The following is a 16,171-nucleotide window of genomic DNA, read 5'->3' as shown; positions in this document are numbered from 1 at the left end:
GCGGTGAGTCGGCGTCGGCGTCACGAAGAGCATGAGAATCATGAGCGTTGGCTGGTGTCTTATGCCGACTTCATTACCCTGCTGTTTGCTTTCTTTGTCGTGATGTATTCCATCTCCTCGGTCAACGAGGGCAAGTACAAGGTCCTGTCCGATACCTTGGTCGGCGTGTTCAATCAGCCGGAGCGCTCGACCAAGCCCATTGCCATTGGCGAAGAAGCCCCTCGTACGCTCTCGCCCGATCTGGATGCCGCCCCGGAAGGCGAGGAGAGCACCGGCGCTACCGACTCGCTGAACCAGATTGCCTTGAGTGTGCGCCAGTCATTCGGTGATCTGATCAAGTCCAATCAGTTGACCGTGCGCGGCAACGAGCTATGGGTTGAGATCGAGCTGAACTCCAGCTTGCTGTTCTCCAGTGGCGATGCGGTGCCCAGCGAGGGGGCCTTTGCCATTATCGAGAAGATTGCGGCCATCCTTGCGCCCTACGAGAACCCGATTCACGTTGAGGGGTTTACCGATAACGTCCCGATCAGTGCCGGTCCTTATCCGAGCAACTGGGAGTTGTCGACGGCGCGGGCAGCGAGCATTGTCAGAATGTTGGCGTTGGATGGCGTGAGGCCCGGGCGCATGGCGGCGGTAGGGTATGGCGAGTTCCAGCCGATTGCCGAGAATGACAGTGCCGAGGGGCGTGGGCGTAATCGACGTGTGGTGCTGGTGGTTTCGCGTAATCTGGAAATACGCCGTAGCGTGAGTGGTGTGGGCAGCGCCCATGCCAAGCCGGATGCCGCATTGCAGCGGGCTGGCACGCAACCTGCAGAAACACCCCAACTACCGGCGCAGCCTGAGGGCGCCGTCAATTCTTTGCCTCCGGCCAATTGACTGGCCGAGTGTCTCGGCAAACCAGGCCGCCGCCGAGAGGATCATGACCATGAGAGTGTGGGCTGTTGCGAATCAGAAAGGTGGTGTCGGCAAGACCACCACGTCGATTGCCTTGGCGGGCCTGTTGGCCGATGCCGGCAAGCGCGTGGTGGTAGTCGATCTTGACCCCCATGGTTCGATGACCAGCTACTTCGGCCACGATCCGGATGCCCTGGAGCACAGTACCTACGACCTCTTTCTGCAGCAGGGCAATGTGCCGCGCGGTCTGCCGCAGCGCCTGCTGCTGCCCACCAGTGACGAGCGCATAGCCTTGTTGCCATCCAGCACCGCATTGGCAACTCTGGAGCGCCAGTCACCCGGTCAGAACGGCCTGGGGCTGGTTATCGCCAAAAGCCTGGCGCAACTGTGGAACCAGTTCGATCACGCCATTATCGACAGTCCGCCCCTGCTGGGCGTGCTGATGGTCAACGCGCTGGCGGCCAGTCAGCAGCTGGTGATCCCGGTGCAGACCGAGTTTCTGGCGGTCAAGGGCCTGGAACGGATGACCAATACCCTGACCATGATCAACCGCTCGCGCAAGCAGGCCTTACCCTACACCATAGTGCCGACCCTGTTTGACCGCCGCACCCAGGCGTCGATGACGACCCTGCGTCTGTTGCGCAACACCTATCCCGAGCAGCTGTGGCAGGCCTATGTGCCGGTCGACACGCGTCTGCGCGATGCCAGTCGGGCCGGGCTGACGCCGTCGCAGTTCGATGGCAACAGCCGCGGGGTAATTGCCTACCGGGCCTTGCTCAAGCATTTGCTCAGTCATCAGCCGACTACTCAGGTGGCGTGATGGCCTGCATTGTTGCGCTCTTGCCCTCAAGTTGCCGATGCCTGCAGCCGATAGGTTGCACAGCCATCGCCAAAAGGTTGTCTCGATGAATCGTCCCCAGCGCCTCAATACCCGCTCCCAGCTGGCTCTGCAGAGCTATCTGGATGCGTTGTTGCAGGATGCTGCCAGCGAGCTGGAAGCTACCGAGGCCTTTGTGGTTGAAACGGTCGCGCCTGTTTCTACTGGTGCTGATGATGCGGCTCTGGATGATTTTGCCGCGGCGGTGCTGGAAGAGGAGGTGCGCGATGCGCGCCGTCAGCCACAACCGTCGGCACAAGTAGTTCCTCTGACGGAGCGTCTGGTGGCGCCGCTGAAAAGCGAGCTTGGTTTGCCCTCGCTGTTGCCCAGCCTACTGCCGGTGGTTGAGCCACTGGTCGTGGCTGAGGCTGTGCCTGCGGTGATCGAGCCCGTGGTTGAGCCTCCAGCGCCGGTGGTTGCCGTTGTCGAGGAGGCAGTGCCGGCAGCCAGTGCTCCCTGGGTGGAGCGACCGAACTGGGCGGATGAGTCTTTCGAGTGCCTGCTGTTCGATGTGGCAGGCCTGACCCTGGCAGTGCCTCTGATTTGCCTGGGTACCATCTACCCGCTGGCGGGCCAGGAATTGACGCCCCTGTTTGGTCAGCCGGACTGGTTTCTCGGTATCCTGCCGGGCCAGAGTGGCAACCTCAAGGTCATCGATACGGCGCGCTGGGTGATGCCGGAGCGCTATCGTGACGAGTGCCGTGAAGGCCTGCAGTATGTGATTTCCATCGAGGGATGCGAGTGGGGACTGGCGGTGCATCAGGTCAGCCGTTCGATCCGCCTCGATCCGCGCGAGGTCAAGTGGCGCATCCTGCGAACTCAGCGCCCCTGGCTGGCGGGCACGGTCATCGAGCACATGTGTGCGTTGTTGGATGTCTCGGCTTTAGCCGAGTTGATTACGGCCAGCGACCGGCGCAAGACAAAGGTTTGACGAGCCCAATCAGAATTGGGCTTCTATAGTGATAACAAGCGGGTAGACCCGTATTTGCCGCCATTGGTGGTTTTGACGAGGCGAGGGAACAATGAAAAAGTCTTCTGCACAAGGTTCCGAAGATCCGATTCTGCAGTGGGTGACGTTCCGACTGGATAACGAAACCTATGGCATCAACGTGATGCAGGTGCAGGAAGTGCTGCGCTACACCGAGATTGCGCCGGTGCCGGGTGCGCCCAGCTACGTGCTGGGCATCATCAACCTGCGTGGCAATGTGGTCACGGTGATCGATACCCGTCAGCGCTTTGGTCTGATGCCGGCACCGGTAACCGACAACACCCGCATCGTGATCATCGAGGCGGACAAGCAGGTGGTCGGCATTCTGGTCGATAGTGTGGCCGAAGTGGTCTACCTGCGGCAGTCCGAGGTGGAGACCGCGCCGAACGTGGGCAACGACGAGTCTGCCAAGTTCATTCAGGGCGTCTGCAATAAGAATGGCGAGCTGCTCATTCTGGTCGAGCTGGACAAGATGATGAGCGAAGAAGAGTGGTCTGAGCTGGACGGCATCTGATGATCGAGATGGCGTTGGGCCTGCTGGGGCTGACCTGTGTCGGTCTGATCGGCGCCTGCGTGTGGCTGGCAGGGCGCCTGCGTGAGCAGGCGACGCTGCAGGCCGAGCGGGCTGCGGCCTATGATCAGCGCCTGAAAGAGCTGTCCCGGCGTCTGGATGCTTACCTGACCGGCAGCATCCGCATGGGCGAAGAACTGCACGAGCTGCGTCGTGTGGTGGCGCCGCTGCCGGACAAGCTCAGTCAGATCGAACAGCGCGATCCTACTTCGTTATCCTTCACCCAGGCCGCCCGGCTGGTCGGCATGGGTGCCAGCGTCGATGATCTGACGCATTCCTGCGGCCTGACCAAGGCCGAGGCTGAATTGGTCAGCCGACTGCATCAAGCACGCAAAGCGTGATCTCTATCGTCGTTAATAGTGCTGCGCGCTCTTAACAGGCGTTGTCCTCCTGCTAATGGTTCCAAGCCCCGCCTGACGCCTTGCCTAAGCTCAAAACAGAGGCAGGGAGGGCTGGATCATGCTGCGCTTCTGTGGGTTATTGCTGGTGCTGGTAATGAGTTCGTTGCACGCCGCCGAGGCGCCTGTCGAGGTGACGGGCGCGATGACGGTCAATAGTGCGCAGGCCAAGCGTCTACATGAGCTGGGAGCGGTGTTTGTCGATGTGCGGCCGACCCGCCAATGGTCCTGGGGGCATGTCTGGGGCGCCGTGCATCTGGACCTGGCGGGCAACTTTGCCGAAATGGGCAATCAGGCCTGGCCGCGTCAGGTGCCACTGGTGGTCTACTGCGACAGCGAGGTGTGCCCGCGCAGTGCGCTGGCTGCGCAGATGCTGGTCGGCTGGGGCTATACGCAGGTCTATTACTACCGCGAGGGTTTCTTTGCCTGGCAGTTGCTGGACATGCCGCAGGGTCGTGGTCTGAAAGGCGAACAGGTGGCTTTCAGGACGTTGGCGGCGCCAGCCGTGGCAGGTCTGGAGTGACATCTTTTTCGCCGCTTTCGGCGGGAGTGAAGCCTGGCGGGCATTTGCCCCTGAGGTGCCAGGCGAAGGCGATGATCTCGGCAATGCAGCGGTACAGGGCTTCGGGAATGGCATCGCCCAGCTCCAGGCGGGCCAGCAGTTTGACCAGATCGGCATTCTCGTAGATTGGTACTTCATGCTCGCGGGCCAGGGCGAGGATCGCCTCGGCCAGTTCGTCATCGCCCTTGGCGGTCAGGCTGGGGGCGTTGCTGCCGTCATATTGCAGGGCAATGGCCTGGCGGTTGGGATGCTTGCTCATGCTTTCTCGTCGATCCAGCGTTGCTGCAGTTGAGTTCGCGGCCCTTGTGGCGGCATGCCTTGCTGGCATCCCAGTTCGCCCACACTGAAACCGGCTGCGCTGATGCGCTCACGCAGCCAGGGCAGTTCGGCGCAGGCCAGCTGTGCGGTACTGGCGCGTTCGGCCCATAGCTGGCTGCTGAAGCAGCCGCGCAGCAGTTGTGCCTGTACCTGCAGGGCGCCCAGGGGTTCCAGGTTGAAGGCCAGATCAATCCGCCAGAGTGTCTGGGGTTGACCGTTCTTCTGTTGTGCCGGGCTCTGTTCCTGTTCGATCTTCACTTGCAGGCTGGTGAAACCCTCGGCCTGGCGTAGCGGAATTTCCATCTGCCAGGTGGTCAGCTGGGTGCCATCGGCCAGCGTCTGGCTTTGTCCAAGGCTGGACAGCTGGTGCGTCTGCAGGCGGGAGACGGCTGCGGCGGCAAGCTTGAGCAATGCTTCCAGGTCGGCGTCCTCGTTGCCTTGCGTCAGTAGCCTGGCCGGTAGCGGAAAACCAGCGGGGCTGGCTTTACCAGGGGTTACGCCACTCAGCATGCCGCGCAGCAGGCTGGGTAGGGCCTGGGTCAGCAGGCTGGCGCTGAGATTGGCGCCCAGCGGGCTGCTTAGAGGCGATCCCGCCGGCAATTGCGGCAGCAGTTGAGCGATTAGGCGCAGCAGGTTGCCTTTCAGGTCCTGGGGCAGGCTCTGCTGGGCATTAGGGCTTAGCAGGTGCGCTTCGAAAAAGCTGCCGCTCCCGGCCATGGCTTTGCTCAATTGCTCCGGGCTCTGCAGCTGTTTGAAGTCGGGCAACTGATTGAGCAGCTGGCTGGCAGTTTTTTGCAGTTCCGGCGTCAGCTTGTTGCCGGAGATCAGATCGCTCAGAGGTTTCAGCAGCGCCTCCAGCGAGCTCTGCCGGCTTTGTTGCTGATGGAGTTGCTGCTGGATTTCCAGGCTGTCGAGCTGGGCGCTGGGTGGCAGGAACTGCAGGGTCTGGCTGTCGATCACCCGTGCGCTGAGCAGGCTGCCAATGGGCAGTGGTTGCGGGCTGTCGAGCTTGATCTGCTGACCGGCCAGTTGTCCGGTGAGCAGGTTGGCCAGCACCCGATAGAGATTTTGGCCGCTCTTGGCAGTGGCCTGCCACTCGCTGCTAACCACCCGGGCCTGAACTAGGCTGCCGGCCGGCGCGGCCTGGCTGTTCAAACGGGTCAGTGCCGTGTCCAGTCCAGCCTGCAGGGTGGCGGCCAGACGTTGTTCGGAGACGGCGGTGAGGGTCAGGCGCGTACCTTCGGGCAAAGGCTGGTTGCTGGTGGCGGGCAGGGTGGCCTGGCGGCCATTGGCCAGGGTCATCTTCAGCAGTACCTGGAAGCTTTGCTGCTGCTCGCGCAGGGCGATGACTTCCGCCTGCACCTGTTCGCCGCTGGCCAGCAAGCCCTGCAGGGGTTGCAGCAGCTTGATCGCCAGTTCGGCCGCAGCGCTGGGGGGCGGGCGGCTACTGGTCGGTGGCAAGGGGCGGGTGGCGCCGATCTCGGAGGTCATCGGGTTACAACCTGTTGAAAATGCCGGCTTCGGCGGTACAAGTGCGCTGTGTATAATCGCGCCCCGAGCATAGGCCGCCAGCGGTCTGTCTGGTTCGACCGCGCTAGAGCGGCACCCTGAGTGCGGCTTCAGTATAGCGGCCGTGCCCCATCCGACTTGAGTGCAAAACGCCGTGCCAGCTACCTGTCGTCCTCTTCTCGAAGCCGTGGCACTCGCCTGTGAGCGTGATTGGCGCATGCTGTTCGAGGGCCTGGCATTCAGCCTGACCGAAGGCGACATGCTGCAGATAGTCGGCCCCAACGGCAGTGGCAAGACCAGCCTGCTGCGTCTGATTTCCGGGTTGATGGAGCCCAGCAGTGGCGAGCTGCGCCTGTTCGGCGAGCCGCTGGCGCGTCAGCGCCATGAATTGACCCGCAACCTGCTGTGGATTGGTCATGCGCCGGGGGTCAAGGGCCTGCTGACTGCCGAGGAGAACCTGGCCTGGCTGTGCGCCCTGCATCAGCCGGTCGAGCGCGATGCCATCTGGCAGGCTCTGGCCGCTGTTGGCCTGCGCGGCTATGAGGATGTTGCCTGTCACCGCCTGTCCGCCGGCCAGCAACGCCGTGTGGCGCTGGCCCGCCTGTATCTGCCGGCGCCACCTCTGTGGGTGCTGGATGAGCCGTTCACCGCGCTCGACAAGCAAGGGGTCGCCCAGCTGGAACAGCATCTGGCGCGCCATTGCGAGCAGGGCGGTTCGGTGGTCTTCACCACCCACCACAGCCTGGGGCACAAACCGGTCAGCTACCGTGAACTTGACCTAGGGCAGTGGGCCGCATGAGCAACTTCTTTACCCTGCTGCTGGCCCGAGAAGCACGCCTGCTGTGCCGGCGACCGGCTGAACTGGCCAACCCGCTGGTGTTTTTTGCCATTGTCATCGCCCTGTTTCCGCTGGCGGTTGGCCCTGAAAGCCAGCTGCTGCAGACCCTGTCGCCTGGGCTGATCTGGGTAGCGGCGCTGTTGGCCGTACTGCTGTCACTGGACGGCCTGTTTCGCAGTGATTTCGAGGACGGTTCGCTGGAACAGTGCGTCCTTTCGCCGCAACCCCTGCCACTGCTGGTATTGGCCAAGGTACTGGCACACTGGCTGTTCTCCGGATTGGCGCTGGTGCTGCTGGCGCCGCTGCTGGCCCTGATGCTGGGGTTGCCGGGGCGTTGCCTACCGGTGCTACTGCTGTCGCTGCTGCTGGGAACGCCGGTGCTGAGCCTGCTGGGTGCAGTCGGCGCGGCACTGACGGTAGGGCTCAAACGCGGTGGCCTGCTCCTGGCGTTGCTGATTCTGCCGCTGTACATCCCGGTGCTGATTCTCGGCACGGGCGCCTTGCAGGCCTCCCTTCAGGGACTGCCGGCTACCGGGCAACTGCTGTGGCTGGCCAGCCTGGCGGCGTTGACCGCTACCCTGACACCTTTTGCGATTGCTGCCGGGCTGAAAATCAGCCTGGCCGAATAGAAGAGTGAAGTCCCAGATGAATTGGACGTGGTTTCACAAGTGGGGTTCGCCCAAGTGGTTCTATGAGATGAGCGGCCGCTGGCTGCCCTGGTTGGCCGTGGCGGCTGTGCTGCTGCTGGCCGTTGGCCTGGTGTGGGGGCTGGCCTATGCGCCGCCCGAGAAATATCAGGGCAACAGTTACCGGATCATCTATATCCACGTACCGGCGGCGTTTCTCGCTCAGTCCTGCTACCTGATGATGGCCATTGCCGGTGCGGTCGGCCTGATCTGGAAGATGAAGCTGGCCGACGTGGCCCTGCAGCAGGCGGCGCCCATTGGCGCCTGGATGTGCTTCATCGCGCTGGTCACCGGGGCCATCTGGGGCAAGCCGACCTGGGGTACCTGGTGGATCTGGGACGCCCGGCTGACCTCGATGCTGATTCTGCTGTTCCTCTACTTCGGCATCATCGCCCTGGGTAATGCCATCAGTAACCGCGACAGCGCGGCCAAGGCCTGCGCGGTGCTCGCACTGGTGGGCGCGGTGAACATCCCGATCATCCAGAAGTCGGTGGAGTGGTGGAACACCCTGCACCAGCCGGCCACCTTCAAGATTACCGGCAAGGCCAGCATGAATGCCGAGATGTGGCTGCCGCTGCTGATCATGGTGCTGGGTTTCTACTGCTTTTTCGGCGCCGTGCTGCTGATGCGCATGCGCCTGGAAGTGCTGCGCCGCGAGGCGCGGGCACGCTGGGTCAAGGATGAAGTCGCAGGTCTGGTCAAGGCGGGGAGCAAGTGATGAGTTTTGCTTCGTTCGGCGAATTTCTGGCCATGGGTAACCATGGTCCTTATGTCTGGTCGGCCTACGGCATCAGCCTGCTGGTGCTGGCGTTGAATGTGGTGCTGCCGATTCTGGCCCGGCGCCGTTACCTGCAAGACGAGGCGCGCCGTCTGCGCCGGGAGGAAGCGAAGTGAATCCGGTACGCAAGAAGCGCCTGTATATCGTCCTGGCCATTCTGGTCGGCGTGGGCGCGGCGGTGGCGCTGGCGCTCAGTGCGCTGCAGGAGAACATCAACCTGTTCTACACCCCGACTCAGATCGCCAATGGCGAGGCGCCCCAGAACACGCGCATCCGTGCCGGTGGCATGGTGGCCAAGGGCTCGATCAAGCGTTCGGCCGACTCGCTGGATGTCGAGTTCGTCGTCACCGACTTCGCCAAGAACGTGACCATTCGCTATCGCGGCATCCTGCCTGATCTGTTCCGCGAGGAGCAGGGCATCGTCGCTCTTGGCAAGCTGAATGCCGACGGCGTGCTGGTCGCCGATGAAGTGCTGGCCAAGCACGATGAGAACTACATGCCGCCGGAAGTGACCAAGGCCCTGAAGGAAAGCGGTCAGTTGGACGCCAATGGCCAACCGGCCGCCGCGGCCAAGGGAGAGTAAGTGATGAACCCCACTCTGGTGCCGGAACTCGGCCACCTGGCGCTGATTCTCGCCCTGTGTTTTGCCCTGGTGCAGTCGACCCTGCCGCTGATCGGCGCCTGGCGCGGCGATCGTCAGTGGATGAGCCTGGGTGTGCCGGCGGCCTGGGGCCAGTTCGCCATGCTGGCGTTCTCCTTCGTCTGCCTGAGTCAGGCCTTTCTGGTCGATGACTTCTCGGTCGCCTATGTCGCCAGCAACTCCAACACGGCGTTGCCATGGATGTTCAAGCTCAGCGCGGTGTGGGGTGCCCACGAGGGTTCGCTGCTGCTGTGGGCGCTGATTCTCGGTGGCTGGACCTTCGCCGTGTCGGTGTTCTCCCGGCAGTTGCCGGAGCCGATGTTGGCCCGTGTGCTGTCGATCATGGGCATGATCAGCGTCGGCTTTCTGCTGTTTTTGATCATCACCTCCAACCCCTTTGCCCGCCTGCTGCCGGATACCCCGGCTGACGGCCGCGACCTCAACCCGCTGCTGCAGGACTTTGGCCTGATCGTCCATCCGCCGATGCTCTACATGGGCTATGTCGGCTTCTCCGTGGCCTTTGCCTTCGCCATCGCCGCGCTGCTGGGCGGGCGTCTGGATGCGGCCTGGGCGCGCTGGTCGCGGCCGTGGACCATCATTGCCTGGGCCTTCCTCGGCATCGGTATTGCCCTCGGCTCCTGGTGGGCCTATTACGAGCTGGGCTGGGGCGGCTGGTGGTTCTGGGACCCGGTGGAAAATGCCTCGTTCATGCCCTGGCTGGTGGGCACGGCGCTGATCCACTCGCTGGCGGTGACCGAGAAACGCGGCGTGTTCAAGAACTGGACCGTGCTGCTGGCGATCGCCGCCTTCTCCCTGAGTCTGCTGGGTACCTTCCTGGTCCGCTCCGGCGTGCTGACCTCGGTGCACGCCTTCGCCGCCGACCCGGAGCGGGGGGTGTTCATTCTGGGCTTCCTGTTGGTAGTGGTCGGTGGCTCACTGACTTTGTTCGCCCTGCGCGCGCCGGTGGTCAAGAGCAATGTCGGTTTTGCCCTGTGGTCGCGGGAAACCTGGCTGCTGGTCAACAATCTGGTACTGGTGGTGACCGCGGCGATGATCCTGCTGGGCACCCTCTACCCGCTTATCCTCGATGCGCTTTCCGGCGCCAAGTTGTCGGTCGGCCCGCCGTATTTCAATGCCCTGTTCCTGCCGCTGATGGCGCTGCTGATGGCCGTGCTGGCGATCGGTCTGCTGGTGCGCTGGAAGGACACCCCCGTTAAGTGGCTGATGGGTATGCTGGCACCGGTGCTGCTGGCCAGCGTGGCGCTGGCGGTAGTCGCCAGCCTGCTGTTTGGAGAATTCAACTGGGCTGTGCTCGCGGTGTTCCTGCTGGCCGCCTGGGTGGTGCTGGCCGGTGTACGCGACCTTCTCGACAAGACCCGCCACAAGGGCCTGCTCAAGGGGCTGCGCAGTCTTTCGTCCAGTTACTGGGGCATGCAACTGGCCCACGCCGGCATTGCCGTGTGCGCCATCGGCATCGTGCTGGTCAGCCACTTCAGTGCCGAGCGCGACCTGCGCATGGAACCGGGTGATTCGGCTGAGCTGGCCGGCTATCGCTTTGTCTTCGAGGGTGCCGAGCATCACGAAGGGCCGAACTACACCTCCGACCGGGCCACCGTGCGCGTGCTACAGGGCAGTGAGGAAATCGCCGTGCTGCACCCGGAGAAGCGTCTGTACACCGTACAGCGCATGCCCATGACCGAAGCCGGCATCGATGCCGGTTTCACCCGCGATCTGTATGTCGCGCTGGGTGAACCGCTGGAGCAGGGCGCCTGGGCTGTGCGTCTGAACGTCAAGGCCTATGTGCGCTGGATCTGGCTGGGTGGCCTGATGATGGGCCTGGGTGGCGTGCTGGCGGCGTGCGACCGGCGCTACCGGGTCAAGGTGAAAACGCGCGTGCGCGAAGCATTGGCGCTCAATGGAGCTTCTGCATGAAACGGGCAATCCTGCTGCTGCCATTGCTGGTGTTTCTCGGCATGGCGGTGTTTCTCTATCGCGGCCTGTTTCTCGACCCGTCCGAGTTGCCCTCGGCCCTGATCGACAAGCCGTTGCCGGCCTTCAGCCTGCCGGATCTCAAGGATGCCCAGCGGACCCTGACCCAGAATGACCTCAAGGGGCGCCCGGCGCTGGTCAATGTCTGGGCCACCTGGTGCCCGACCTGCAAGGCCGAGCACCAGATGCTCAATCGTCTGGCGCAGCAGGGTGTGGTTATCCATGGCGTCAACTACAAGGATGATGCCGCGGCGGCCCGTCAGTGGCTCACCAATTACCGTGATCCCTACACAATCAATGTGATGGATGCCGATGGCTCGCTGGGCGTCAACCTGGGCGTCTACGGTGCGCCGGAAACCTTCCTGATCGATGCCGAGGGCGTGATTCGTCACAAGTATGTCGGCGCCATCGACGAGCGCGTGTGGCGCGAGGAACTCGCGCCACGCTATCAGGCACTGCTCGACGAGGTGCAGCCGTGAAGAAACTGCTCTGTGGCCTGCTGCTGGGCCTCAGCCTCAGCGGCGTTGCGTTGGCGGCCATCGATACCTACGAGTTCAAGGACGAAGGCGAGCGTCAGCGTTTCCGCCAGCTCACCGAGGAACTGCGCTGCCCCAAGTGCCAGAACCAGAACATCGCCGACTCCAATGCGCCGATCGCCATGGACCTGCGCCGCGAGATCTACCGCATGTTCGCCGAGGGTAAGAGCAATGCCCAGATCGTCGAATTTCTGGTTGATCGCTATGGCGACTTCGTCCTCTACAACCCGCCGTTGTCGAGCAAGACCCTGCTGCTCTGGTACGGCCCGGCGGGACTGCTGGGCCTTGGCGTGCTGACCCTGGGCGTGATCGTCTGGCGTCGCCGCCGCGGCGCGGCCAGTGCCGCTACCACTGGACTGTCTGCCGAGGAGCGCGAGCGCCTGGCGCAACTGCTGGATAACCAACTGCTGGATAAGAAGTGATGATCGATTTCTGGTTGCCCGCCGGCCTGTTGTTGTTGGTGGCGATGTCCTTTCTGTTGGTTCCTCTGCTGCGTGGTCGCAAGGCCCAGGCCGAAGAGGATCGCACTGCACTGAACGTGGCTCTTTATCAGGAGCGTGTGGCTGAGCTGCAGGCGCAGCAGGCCGCCGGCACCCTGACCGCTGAGCAGTTGGCCGCCGGCCAGGCCGAAGCGGCCCGTGAGCTGCTGGCCGATGCCGAGCGTGAAGAGGCGGTGCAGCGCCGCCTGGGTCAGTGGCTGCCACTGGCGTCGGCGCTGCTGGTACCGGTGCTCGGCCTGGGCCTGTACCTGCACTGGGGTGGCCTGGAGCAGGTGAACCAGACGCGCGAGCTGGCGCAGATGGCGCCGCGCAGCATGTCGGAGATGACCGAGCGTCTGGAGCAGAGCGTCAAGAGCCGCCCGGAAGACCCGGAAGGCTGGTATTTCCTCGGTCGTACCTACATGGCGCAGGAACGTGCTGCTGATGCCGCCAAGGCGTTTGCCGAAGCGGTCCGGCTTGCCGGCCGTGAACCGGCACTGCTGGGGCAGTGGGCGCAGGCGCAGTATTTCGCCCAGAACAAGCAGTGGAGCGAGAGTCTGCAGCAACTGACCGATGAGGCATTGCAGGCCGATCCGGAAGAAGTGACCAGCCTGGGGCTGCTCGGTATTGCCGGTTACGAAGCCGGGCGCTATGCCGATGCGGTGCGTTACTGGGAACGTCTGGTGGCGGCATTGCCGGCCGAAGACCCATCGCGCGAAGCCATCCAGAGTGGTATCGCCCGCGCCCGTCAGCAGCTGGGTGATGCGGCACCAGTCGTGGAGGCAGCCCCGGCGCCGGCAGCGGCCAGCCTGAAGGTCAGGGTCGAGCTGGATGCCGCGCTCAAGGACAAGGTGCAACCGGGTGATGCGGTGTTCGTCTTTGCCCGTGCCCTGTCCGGCCCGCCCATGCCGCTGGCGGTCAAGCGCCTGACGGTCGCCGATCTGCCGGTCGAGGTGAGCCTGAGTGACAGCGATGCGATGATGCCGCAGCTGAAGCTGTCGAAATTCCCCCAGGTGCAGCTGGTGGCGCGGGTGTCGCGTGCCGGCAATGCCACGGCTGGCGAATGGATCGGGCGCAGTGCCGGGGTTTCCAGTCAGAGCACCGAGCAACAGTCCGTGCGTATCAGCGAAGCCGATCAGCGCTAACCATCACCATCCTTCAGTAAAAAGCCCGCCAACTGGCGGGCTTTTCTATGCGGTGTCAGATCGACGGTCGCGTAAACAGGGCGCTGCCGCAGCGGCTGCAGAAACTGGCGTTGGCCTCGTGTTCGGCTTTCGGGCAGCACGGGCAGGGCTGCTTGAGCACGCCATCGCTGCGCATGGCGTTGCTCAGTTCGGCGGTGAAGATGCCGGTGGGCACGGCGATCACCGCGTAACCGGTGATCATCACCAGGCTGGCAACGGCCTGGCCGAGTGGCGTCTTGGGGGTGATGTCGCCAAAGCCGACGGTGGTCAGGGTGACGATGGCCCAGTAGATACTCTGGGGAATGCTGGTAAAGCCATTGGCCGGGCCTTCGATCACGTACATCACGGCACCGAACACCACCACCATGCTGGCGATGCTGACGAGGAACACGGTGATCTTCTGCCGGCTGCTGCGCAGCGCCGTGAGCAGGAAGTTGGCCTGGATCAGATACTGGCGCAGCTTGAGCACACGGAAGATGCGCAACAGGCGCAGGATGCGTACCACCATCAGGTATTGCGAGGCCGGGAAGAACAGCGCCAGCAGGCTGGGCAGTACCGCCAGCAGATCAATCAGACCGAAAAAGCTGAAGGCGTAGCGCAGCCGCTTGGGTGAGCAGTACAGGCGGGTCAGGTACTCGACGGCGAAGAACAGGGTGAACCCCCATTCCAGCAGGGTGAGAGCGGTGCCAAAGCGCTGCCGGTAGCTTTCCACGCTGTCGACCAGCACCACCGCCAGGCTGGCGAGGATAAGGACGAACAGCCAGGTATCGAAGCGCCTGCCGGCAGGGCTGTCGAATTCGAAAATGATCTTGTAGAGACGTTCACGCAGTGGCAGGTCAGTCATGGTCGGGTGTCGGTCAGCGGGACATCGGACAAGACTAACCCCGGCCTTGCCGGATTGCCTATGTGATTGCGCCTGGCCGTAGCCAGGCGCAATTGATCGGCATCAAGTGAGCTTCAGATGGCTTGCTGCCCGGCCTTGAGCTGATGCTCCTCGCCGGCGTAGTAGGCGCGGACACGTGGGTTCATCACGGCAAACCACAGCGGCGGAATCAGGGCCAGCACCACCATGCCTGCATAGCCATTGGGCAGTTGCGGGCTCTCGTCGTAGTGGCGCAGCACCTGGTAGCGGCGCTTGGCGTAGGCGTGGTGGTCGGAATGGCGTTGCAGGTGGAAGAGAAACAGGTTGGTCAGCAGGTAGTTGCTGTTCCACGAGTGGTTGGGATTGGTCCGCTCGTAGCGGCCGTTGTCCAGCTTGCGCCGGTGCAGGCCGTAGTGCTCCAGGTAGTTGACGATCTCCAGCAGGGTGAATGCCACGAAGCTCTGGCCAAGGAAGAACAGCGCGCCGAGCCAGCCAAAGGCGACGGTGAAACCCAGCAGGAAAACGCCACTCAGGGCATACCACCAGATCAGTTCATTGTGCCTCGACAGCGGGCTCAGGCCTTTGCGCTTGAGGCGTTCGGCCTCCAGCTTCCAGGCGTTGAGGAAGTTGTGCTTGTAGGCGTGCGGCAGGAAGCTGTAGAGGCTCTGGCCGTAGCGGGACGAGGAAGCGTCTTCCGGGGTCGATACATGTACATGGTGGCCGCGTACGTGCTCGACCTTGAAGCCCGCGTAGCAGACGGCTGCGAGCAGCAGGCCGCCGGCATTCTGCTCCAGGGCGGAGTCCTTGTGCACCAGTTCATGGGCGACGGTGATGCCGATGCCACCCATGATGATGCCCACCGAGAGCACCCAGCCCAGTTGGCCGACCCAGCTCCAGGCGCTGTAGCTGGCCAGAATCCAGCCTGACCAGAGGAGCATGCCGAGCAGGCCGGCGACGCTGGCCAGCGTCAGCCAGCGGTAGTACGACTGCTGTTCCATGGCGGGGACCTGTTGCACCTCGTCCGGGTTGGCCGGATCGCGGCCGATGATGGCATCCAGAATTGGAATCAGGCCGAAGATCACCAGTGGCACGAGGAAGGCCCAGGCATCAGGGTTGGCGCTGTTCAGTGAGAGCTTGTAGCTCAGGGGCAGCAGGGCGACCGGGATCACCCAGAACCAGTAGCCGATGCTCTTCAGGGCAAGCATCCAGTTGGAAGGCAGGCGTTCGAACATGGTGGCAGGTCTCCAGTTTCTTGTTATAGGGATTGTTAGATTGTCCGACAATCCTACAAATAACCATTGGGTTCGTGCAAACCTTCGATGGGCGGTCGCCAGGCTTGGTCGAAGAGGGCCCTGTGATAAACTGCGCGCCACTCCAGAAGGCCCCTCCAGTAAGGAACAGCATGACCTTCAAGGCACCGGACAGCCTCGCCGAACAGATCGCCCAACACCTGGCCGAGCGCATCATCCGCGGCGAGCTCAAGGAACGTGAGCGCATTCAGGAGATCAAGGTGACCCAGGCGCTGAATGTCAGCCGCGGCTCGGTACGCGAGGCCCTGCTGATTCTGGAGCGGCGCCACCTGATAAACATCCTGCCGCGCCGTGGCGCTCAGGTGTCCGAGCTGACCCCGCAGCATGTGACCAGCCTTTACGAACTGGTGATCTACCTGTACATCAAGCTGGGCCTGGCCGTCGCCCGTGGCTGGCAGCAGGAGAGCGACCTGCAGCCGTTTCTCGCCATCCAGCAGCGTCTGGTGGAGAACATGCAGCGCGAGGACATCAATGCCTTCGTCGAGAGCAGTTTCGATGTGATGCGCGCGTCCTTCCCGTTCGCCAACAACCTGTACCTGCAGGAAACCCTGGAGAACCTGCTGCCGGCCATCAGTCGCACCTATCACCTGGCGCTGGAGCGGCGTAAGGGCGAGATGGCGCAGTTCGTCAACACCTTCGCCAGCCTGCTGCAGGCCGTGATTGCCCGTGACGAGGTGGCGGTGCGCGATGTGCTGAACGCCTATGGCGAGCACAACAGTGCGCTGGTGCTGATGGCACTGGCCGAGCGCTGA

The 16,171-nt window shown here is 63.1% G+C and carries 20 protein-coding genes; 16 read left to right on the top strand and 4 right to left on the bottom strand.

The window, feature by feature from the left end:
* Positions 1 to 3 precede the first annotated feature (3 nt).
* The 6 genes from motD to HNP49_RS05910 all read left to right on the top strand — a co-directional run bounded on the left by motD (position 4) and on the right by HNP49_RS05910 (position 4,251).
* Positions 4 to 876 carry a flagellar motor protein MotD gene (gene motD / locus HNP49_RS05935; RefSeq protein WP_184681496.1) on the top strand — a complete coding sequence of 291 codons (873 nt, stop codon included), beginning with the start codon at positions 4 to 6 and terminating at the stop codon, positions 874 to 876.
* A gap of 49 nt (positions 877 to 925) precedes the next feature.
* Complete coding sequence (locus HNP49_RS05930; protein WP_184681494.1) at positions 926 to 1,714, top strand: ParA family protein; 789 nt, start codon at positions 926 to 928, stop codon at positions 1,712 to 1,714.
* An 85-nt stretch (positions 1,715 to 1,799) separates the two neighbouring features.
* Positions 1,800 to 2,702 carry a CheW domain-containing protein gene (locus tag HNP49_RS05925; RefSeq protein ID WP_184681491.1) on the top strand — a complete coding sequence of 301 codons (903 nt, stop codon included), beginning with the start codon at positions 1,800 to 1,802 and terminating at the stop codon, positions 2,700 to 2,702.
* Positions 2,703 to 2,793: 91 nt separating this feature from the next.
* Complete coding sequence (locus tag HNP49_RS05920) at positions 2,794 to 3,273, top strand: chemotaxis protein CheW (RefSeq protein WP_095939137.1); 480 nt, start codon at positions 2,794 to 2,796, stop codon at positions 3,271 to 3,273.
* Positions 3,273 to 3,671 carry a DUF2802 domain-containing protein gene (locus HNP49_RS05915; RefSeq protein ID WP_184681488.1) on the top strand — a complete coding sequence of 133 codons (399 nt, stop codon included), beginning with the start codon at positions 3,273 to 3,275 and terminating at the stop codon, positions 3,669 to 3,671. Before HNP49_RS05920 ends, HNP49_RS05915 begins: the two co-directional genes overlap by 1 nt.
* Before the next feature lie 118 nt (positions 3,672 to 3,789).
* Positions 3,790 to 4,251 carry a rhodanese-like domain-containing protein gene (locus HNP49_RS05910; RefSeq protein ID WP_184681485.1) on the top strand — a complete coding sequence of 154 codons (462 nt, stop codon included), beginning with the start codon at positions 3,790 to 3,792 and terminating at the stop codon, positions 4,249 to 4,251.
* Here the strand turns inward: HNP49_RS05910 and HNP49_RS05905 are convergent.
* The gene (locus tag HNP49_RS05905; RefSeq protein ID WP_184681483.1) at positions 4,211 to 4,549 is read right to left on the bottom strand and encodes an EscU/YscU/HrcU family type III secretion system export apparatus switch protein; all 339 of its coding nucleotides are present in this window, start codon (positions 4,547 to 4,549) and stop codon (positions 4,211 to 4,213) included. The genes HNP49_RS05910 and HNP49_RS05905 overlap by 41 nt on opposite strands.
* Positions 4,546 to 6,099, bottom strand: coding sequence for a flagellar hook-length control protein FliK (locus HNP49_RS05900; protein ID WP_184681481.1), 1,554 nt, complete (start codon positions 6,097 to 6,099; stop codon positions 4,546 to 4,548). Before HNP49_RS05900 ends, HNP49_RS05905 begins: the two co-directional genes overlap by 4 nt.
* 172 nt (positions 6,100 to 6,271) lie before the next feature.
* Between HNP49_RS05900 and ccmA the strand changes: the two genes are divergently transcribed.
* The 9 genes from ccmA to ccmI are packed head-to-tail and all read left to right on the top strand — an operon-like array spanning position 6,272 to position 13,208.
* Positions 6,272 to 6,916, top strand: a complete 645-nt coding sequence (gene ccmA, locus HNP49_RS05895; protein WP_311772073.1) for a cytochrome c biogenesis heme-transporting ATPase CcmA — start codon at positions 6,272 to 6,274, stop codon at positions 6,914 to 6,916.
* The gene (gene ccmB / locus HNP49_RS05890) at positions 6,913 to 7,584 is read left to right on the top strand and encodes a heme exporter protein CcmB (protein ID WP_184681476.1); all 672 of its coding nucleotides are present in this window, start codon (positions 6,913 to 6,915) and stop codon (positions 7,582 to 7,584) included. The genes ccmA and ccmB overlap by 4 nt, the downstream gene beginning before the upstream one ends.
* 16 nt (positions 7,585 to 7,600) lie before the next feature.
* Positions 7,601 to 8,359, top strand: coding sequence for a heme ABC transporter permease (locus tag HNP49_RS05885; protein WP_184681474.1), 759 nt, complete (start codon positions 7,601 to 7,603; stop codon positions 8,357 to 8,359).
* A complete protein-coding gene (gene ccmD / locus HNP49_RS05880; protein WP_095939129.1) occupies positions 8,359 to 8,535 on the top strand; it encodes a heme exporter protein CcmD in 177 nt (58 codons plus the stop codon). The genes HNP49_RS05885 and ccmD overlap by 1 nt, the downstream gene beginning before the upstream one ends.
* A complete protein-coding gene (ccmE, locus tag HNP49_RS05875) occupies positions 8,532 to 9,002 on the top strand; it encodes a cytochrome c maturation protein CcmE (protein ID WP_184681472.1) in 471 nt (156 codons plus the stop codon). The genes ccmD and ccmE overlap by 4 nt, the downstream gene beginning before the upstream one ends.
* A gap of 15 nt (positions 9,003 to 9,017) precedes the next feature.
* Entirely contained in the window at positions 9,018 to 10,991 is a 1,974-nt protein-coding gene (locus HNP49_RS05870) for a heme lyase CcmF/NrfE family subunit (RefSeq protein WP_184682501.1), read from the top strand.
* Positions 10,988 to 11,527, top strand: coding sequence for a DsbE family thiol:disulfide interchange protein (locus HNP49_RS05865; RefSeq protein WP_184681470.1), 540 nt, complete (start codon positions 10,988 to 10,990; stop codon positions 11,525 to 11,527). The genes HNP49_RS05870 and HNP49_RS05865 overlap by 4 nt, the downstream gene beginning before the upstream one ends.
* Positions 11,524 to 12,006, top strand: a complete 483-nt coding sequence (locus HNP49_RS05860) for a cytochrome c-type biogenesis protein (protein WP_184681468.1) — start codon at positions 11,524 to 11,526, stop codon at positions 12,004 to 12,006. The genes HNP49_RS05865 and HNP49_RS05860 overlap by 4 nt, the downstream gene beginning before the upstream one ends.
* Positions 12,006 to 13,208: a c-type cytochrome biogenesis protein CcmI gene (ccmI, locus tag HNP49_RS05855; protein ID WP_184681466.1), complete on the top strand. Its 1,203-nt coding sequence runs from the start codon at positions 12,006 to 12,008 to the stop codon at positions 13,206 to 13,208. The genes HNP49_RS05860 and ccmI overlap by 1 nt, the downstream gene beginning before the upstream one ends.
* A gap of 55 nt (positions 13,209 to 13,263) precedes the next feature.
* Here ccmI and HNP49_RS05850 read toward each other — a convergent pair whose 3' ends face one another.
* Entirely contained in the window at positions 13,264 to 14,091 is an 828-nt protein-coding gene (locus HNP49_RS05850; protein WP_184681464.1) for an ion transporter, read from the bottom strand.
* Between the two features lie 113 nt (positions 14,092 to 14,204).
* The gene (locus tag HNP49_RS05845) at positions 14,205 to 15,341 is read right to left on the bottom strand and encodes an alkane 1-monooxygenase (protein WP_184681462.1); all 1,137 of its coding nucleotides are present in this window, start codon (positions 15,339 to 15,341) and stop codon (positions 14,205 to 14,207) included.
* 170 nt (positions 15,342 to 15,511) lie between these two features.
* On the opposite strand from HNP49_RS05845, the gene HNP49_RS05840 reads away from it, so the two are divergent.
* Positions 15,512 to 16,171 carry a GntR family transcriptional regulator gene (locus tag HNP49_RS05840; protein ID WP_184681461.1) on the top strand — a complete coding sequence of 220 codons (660 nt, stop codon included), beginning with the start codon at positions 15,512 to 15,514 and terminating at the stop codon, positions 16,169 to 16,171.

It is taken from the genome of Pseudomonas fluvialis (assembly GCF_014207935.1).
GTDB lineage: Bacteria > Pseudomonadota > Gammaproteobacteria > Pseudomonadales > Pseudomonadaceae > Aquipseudomonas > Aquipseudomonas fluvialis_A.
The sequence above is the reverse complement of the archived record's forward strand: the minus strand, read 5'-3'. Positions and strand labels throughout refer to the sequence as shown.

Excerpts from the sequence above, each read along its gene's own strand:
- ccmI (WP_184681466.1), top strand. The coding sequence starts at position 12,006 with ATGATCGATTTCTGGTTGCCCGCCGGCCTGTTGTTGTTGGTGGCGATG.
- HNP49_RS05845 (WP_184681462.1), bottom strand. The coding sequence starts at position 15,341 with ATGTTCGAACGCCTGCCTTCCAACTGGATGCTTGCCCTGAAGAGCATC.
- HNP49_RS05920 (WP_095939137.1), top strand. The coding sequence starts at position 2,794 with ATGAAAAAGTCTTCTGCACAAGGTTCCGAAGATCCGATTCTGCAGTGG.
- HNP49_RS05850 (WP_184681464.1), bottom strand. The coding sequence starts at position 14,091 with ATGACTGACCTGCCACTGCGTGAACGTCTCTACAAGATCATTTTCGAA.
- HNP49_RS05905 (WP_184681483.1), bottom strand. The coding sequence starts at position 4,549 with ATGAGCAAGCATCCCAACCGCCAGGCCATTGCCCTGCAATATGACGGC.
- HNP49_RS05930 (WP_184681494.1), top strand. The coding sequence starts at position 926 with ATGAGAGTGTGGGCTGTTGCGAATCAGAAAGGTGGTGTCGGCAAGACC.
- HNP49_RS05925 (WP_184681491.1), top strand. The coding sequence starts at position 1,800 with ATGAATCGTCCCCAGCGCCTCAATACCCGCTCCCAGCTGGCTCTGCAG.
- HNP49_RS05900 (WP_184681481.1), bottom strand. The coding sequence starts at position 6,099 with ATGACCTCCGAGATCGGCGCCACCCGCCCCTTGCCACCGACCAGTAGC.
- HNP49_RS05910 (WP_184681485.1), top strand. The coding sequence starts at position 3,790 with ATGCTGCGCTTCTGTGGGTTATTGCTGGTGCTGGTAATGAGTTCGTTG.
- ccmB (WP_184681476.1), top strand. The coding sequence starts at position 6,913 with ATGAGCAACTTCTTTACCCTGCTGCTGGCCCGAGAAGCACGCCTGCTG.
- HNP49_RS05885 (WP_184681474.1), top strand. The coding sequence starts at position 7,601 with ATGAATTGGACGTGGTTTCACAAGTGGGGTTCGCCCAAGTGGTTCTAT.
- HNP49_RS05840 (WP_184681461.1), top strand. The coding sequence starts at position 15,512 with ATGACCTTCAAGGCACCGGACAGCCTCGCCGAACAGATCGCCCAACAC.
- HNP49_RS05915 (WP_184681488.1), top strand. The coding sequence starts at position 3,273 with ATGATCGAGATGGCGTTGGGCCTGCTGGGGCTGACCTGTGTCGGTCTG.
- HNP49_RS05865 (WP_184681470.1), top strand. The coding sequence starts at position 10,988 with ATGAAACGGGCAATCCTGCTGCTGCCATTGCTGGTGTTTCTCGGCATG.
- ccmD (WP_095939129.1), top strand. The coding sequence starts at position 8,359 with ATGAGTTTTGCTTCGTTCGGCGAATTTCTGGCCATGGGTAACCATGGT.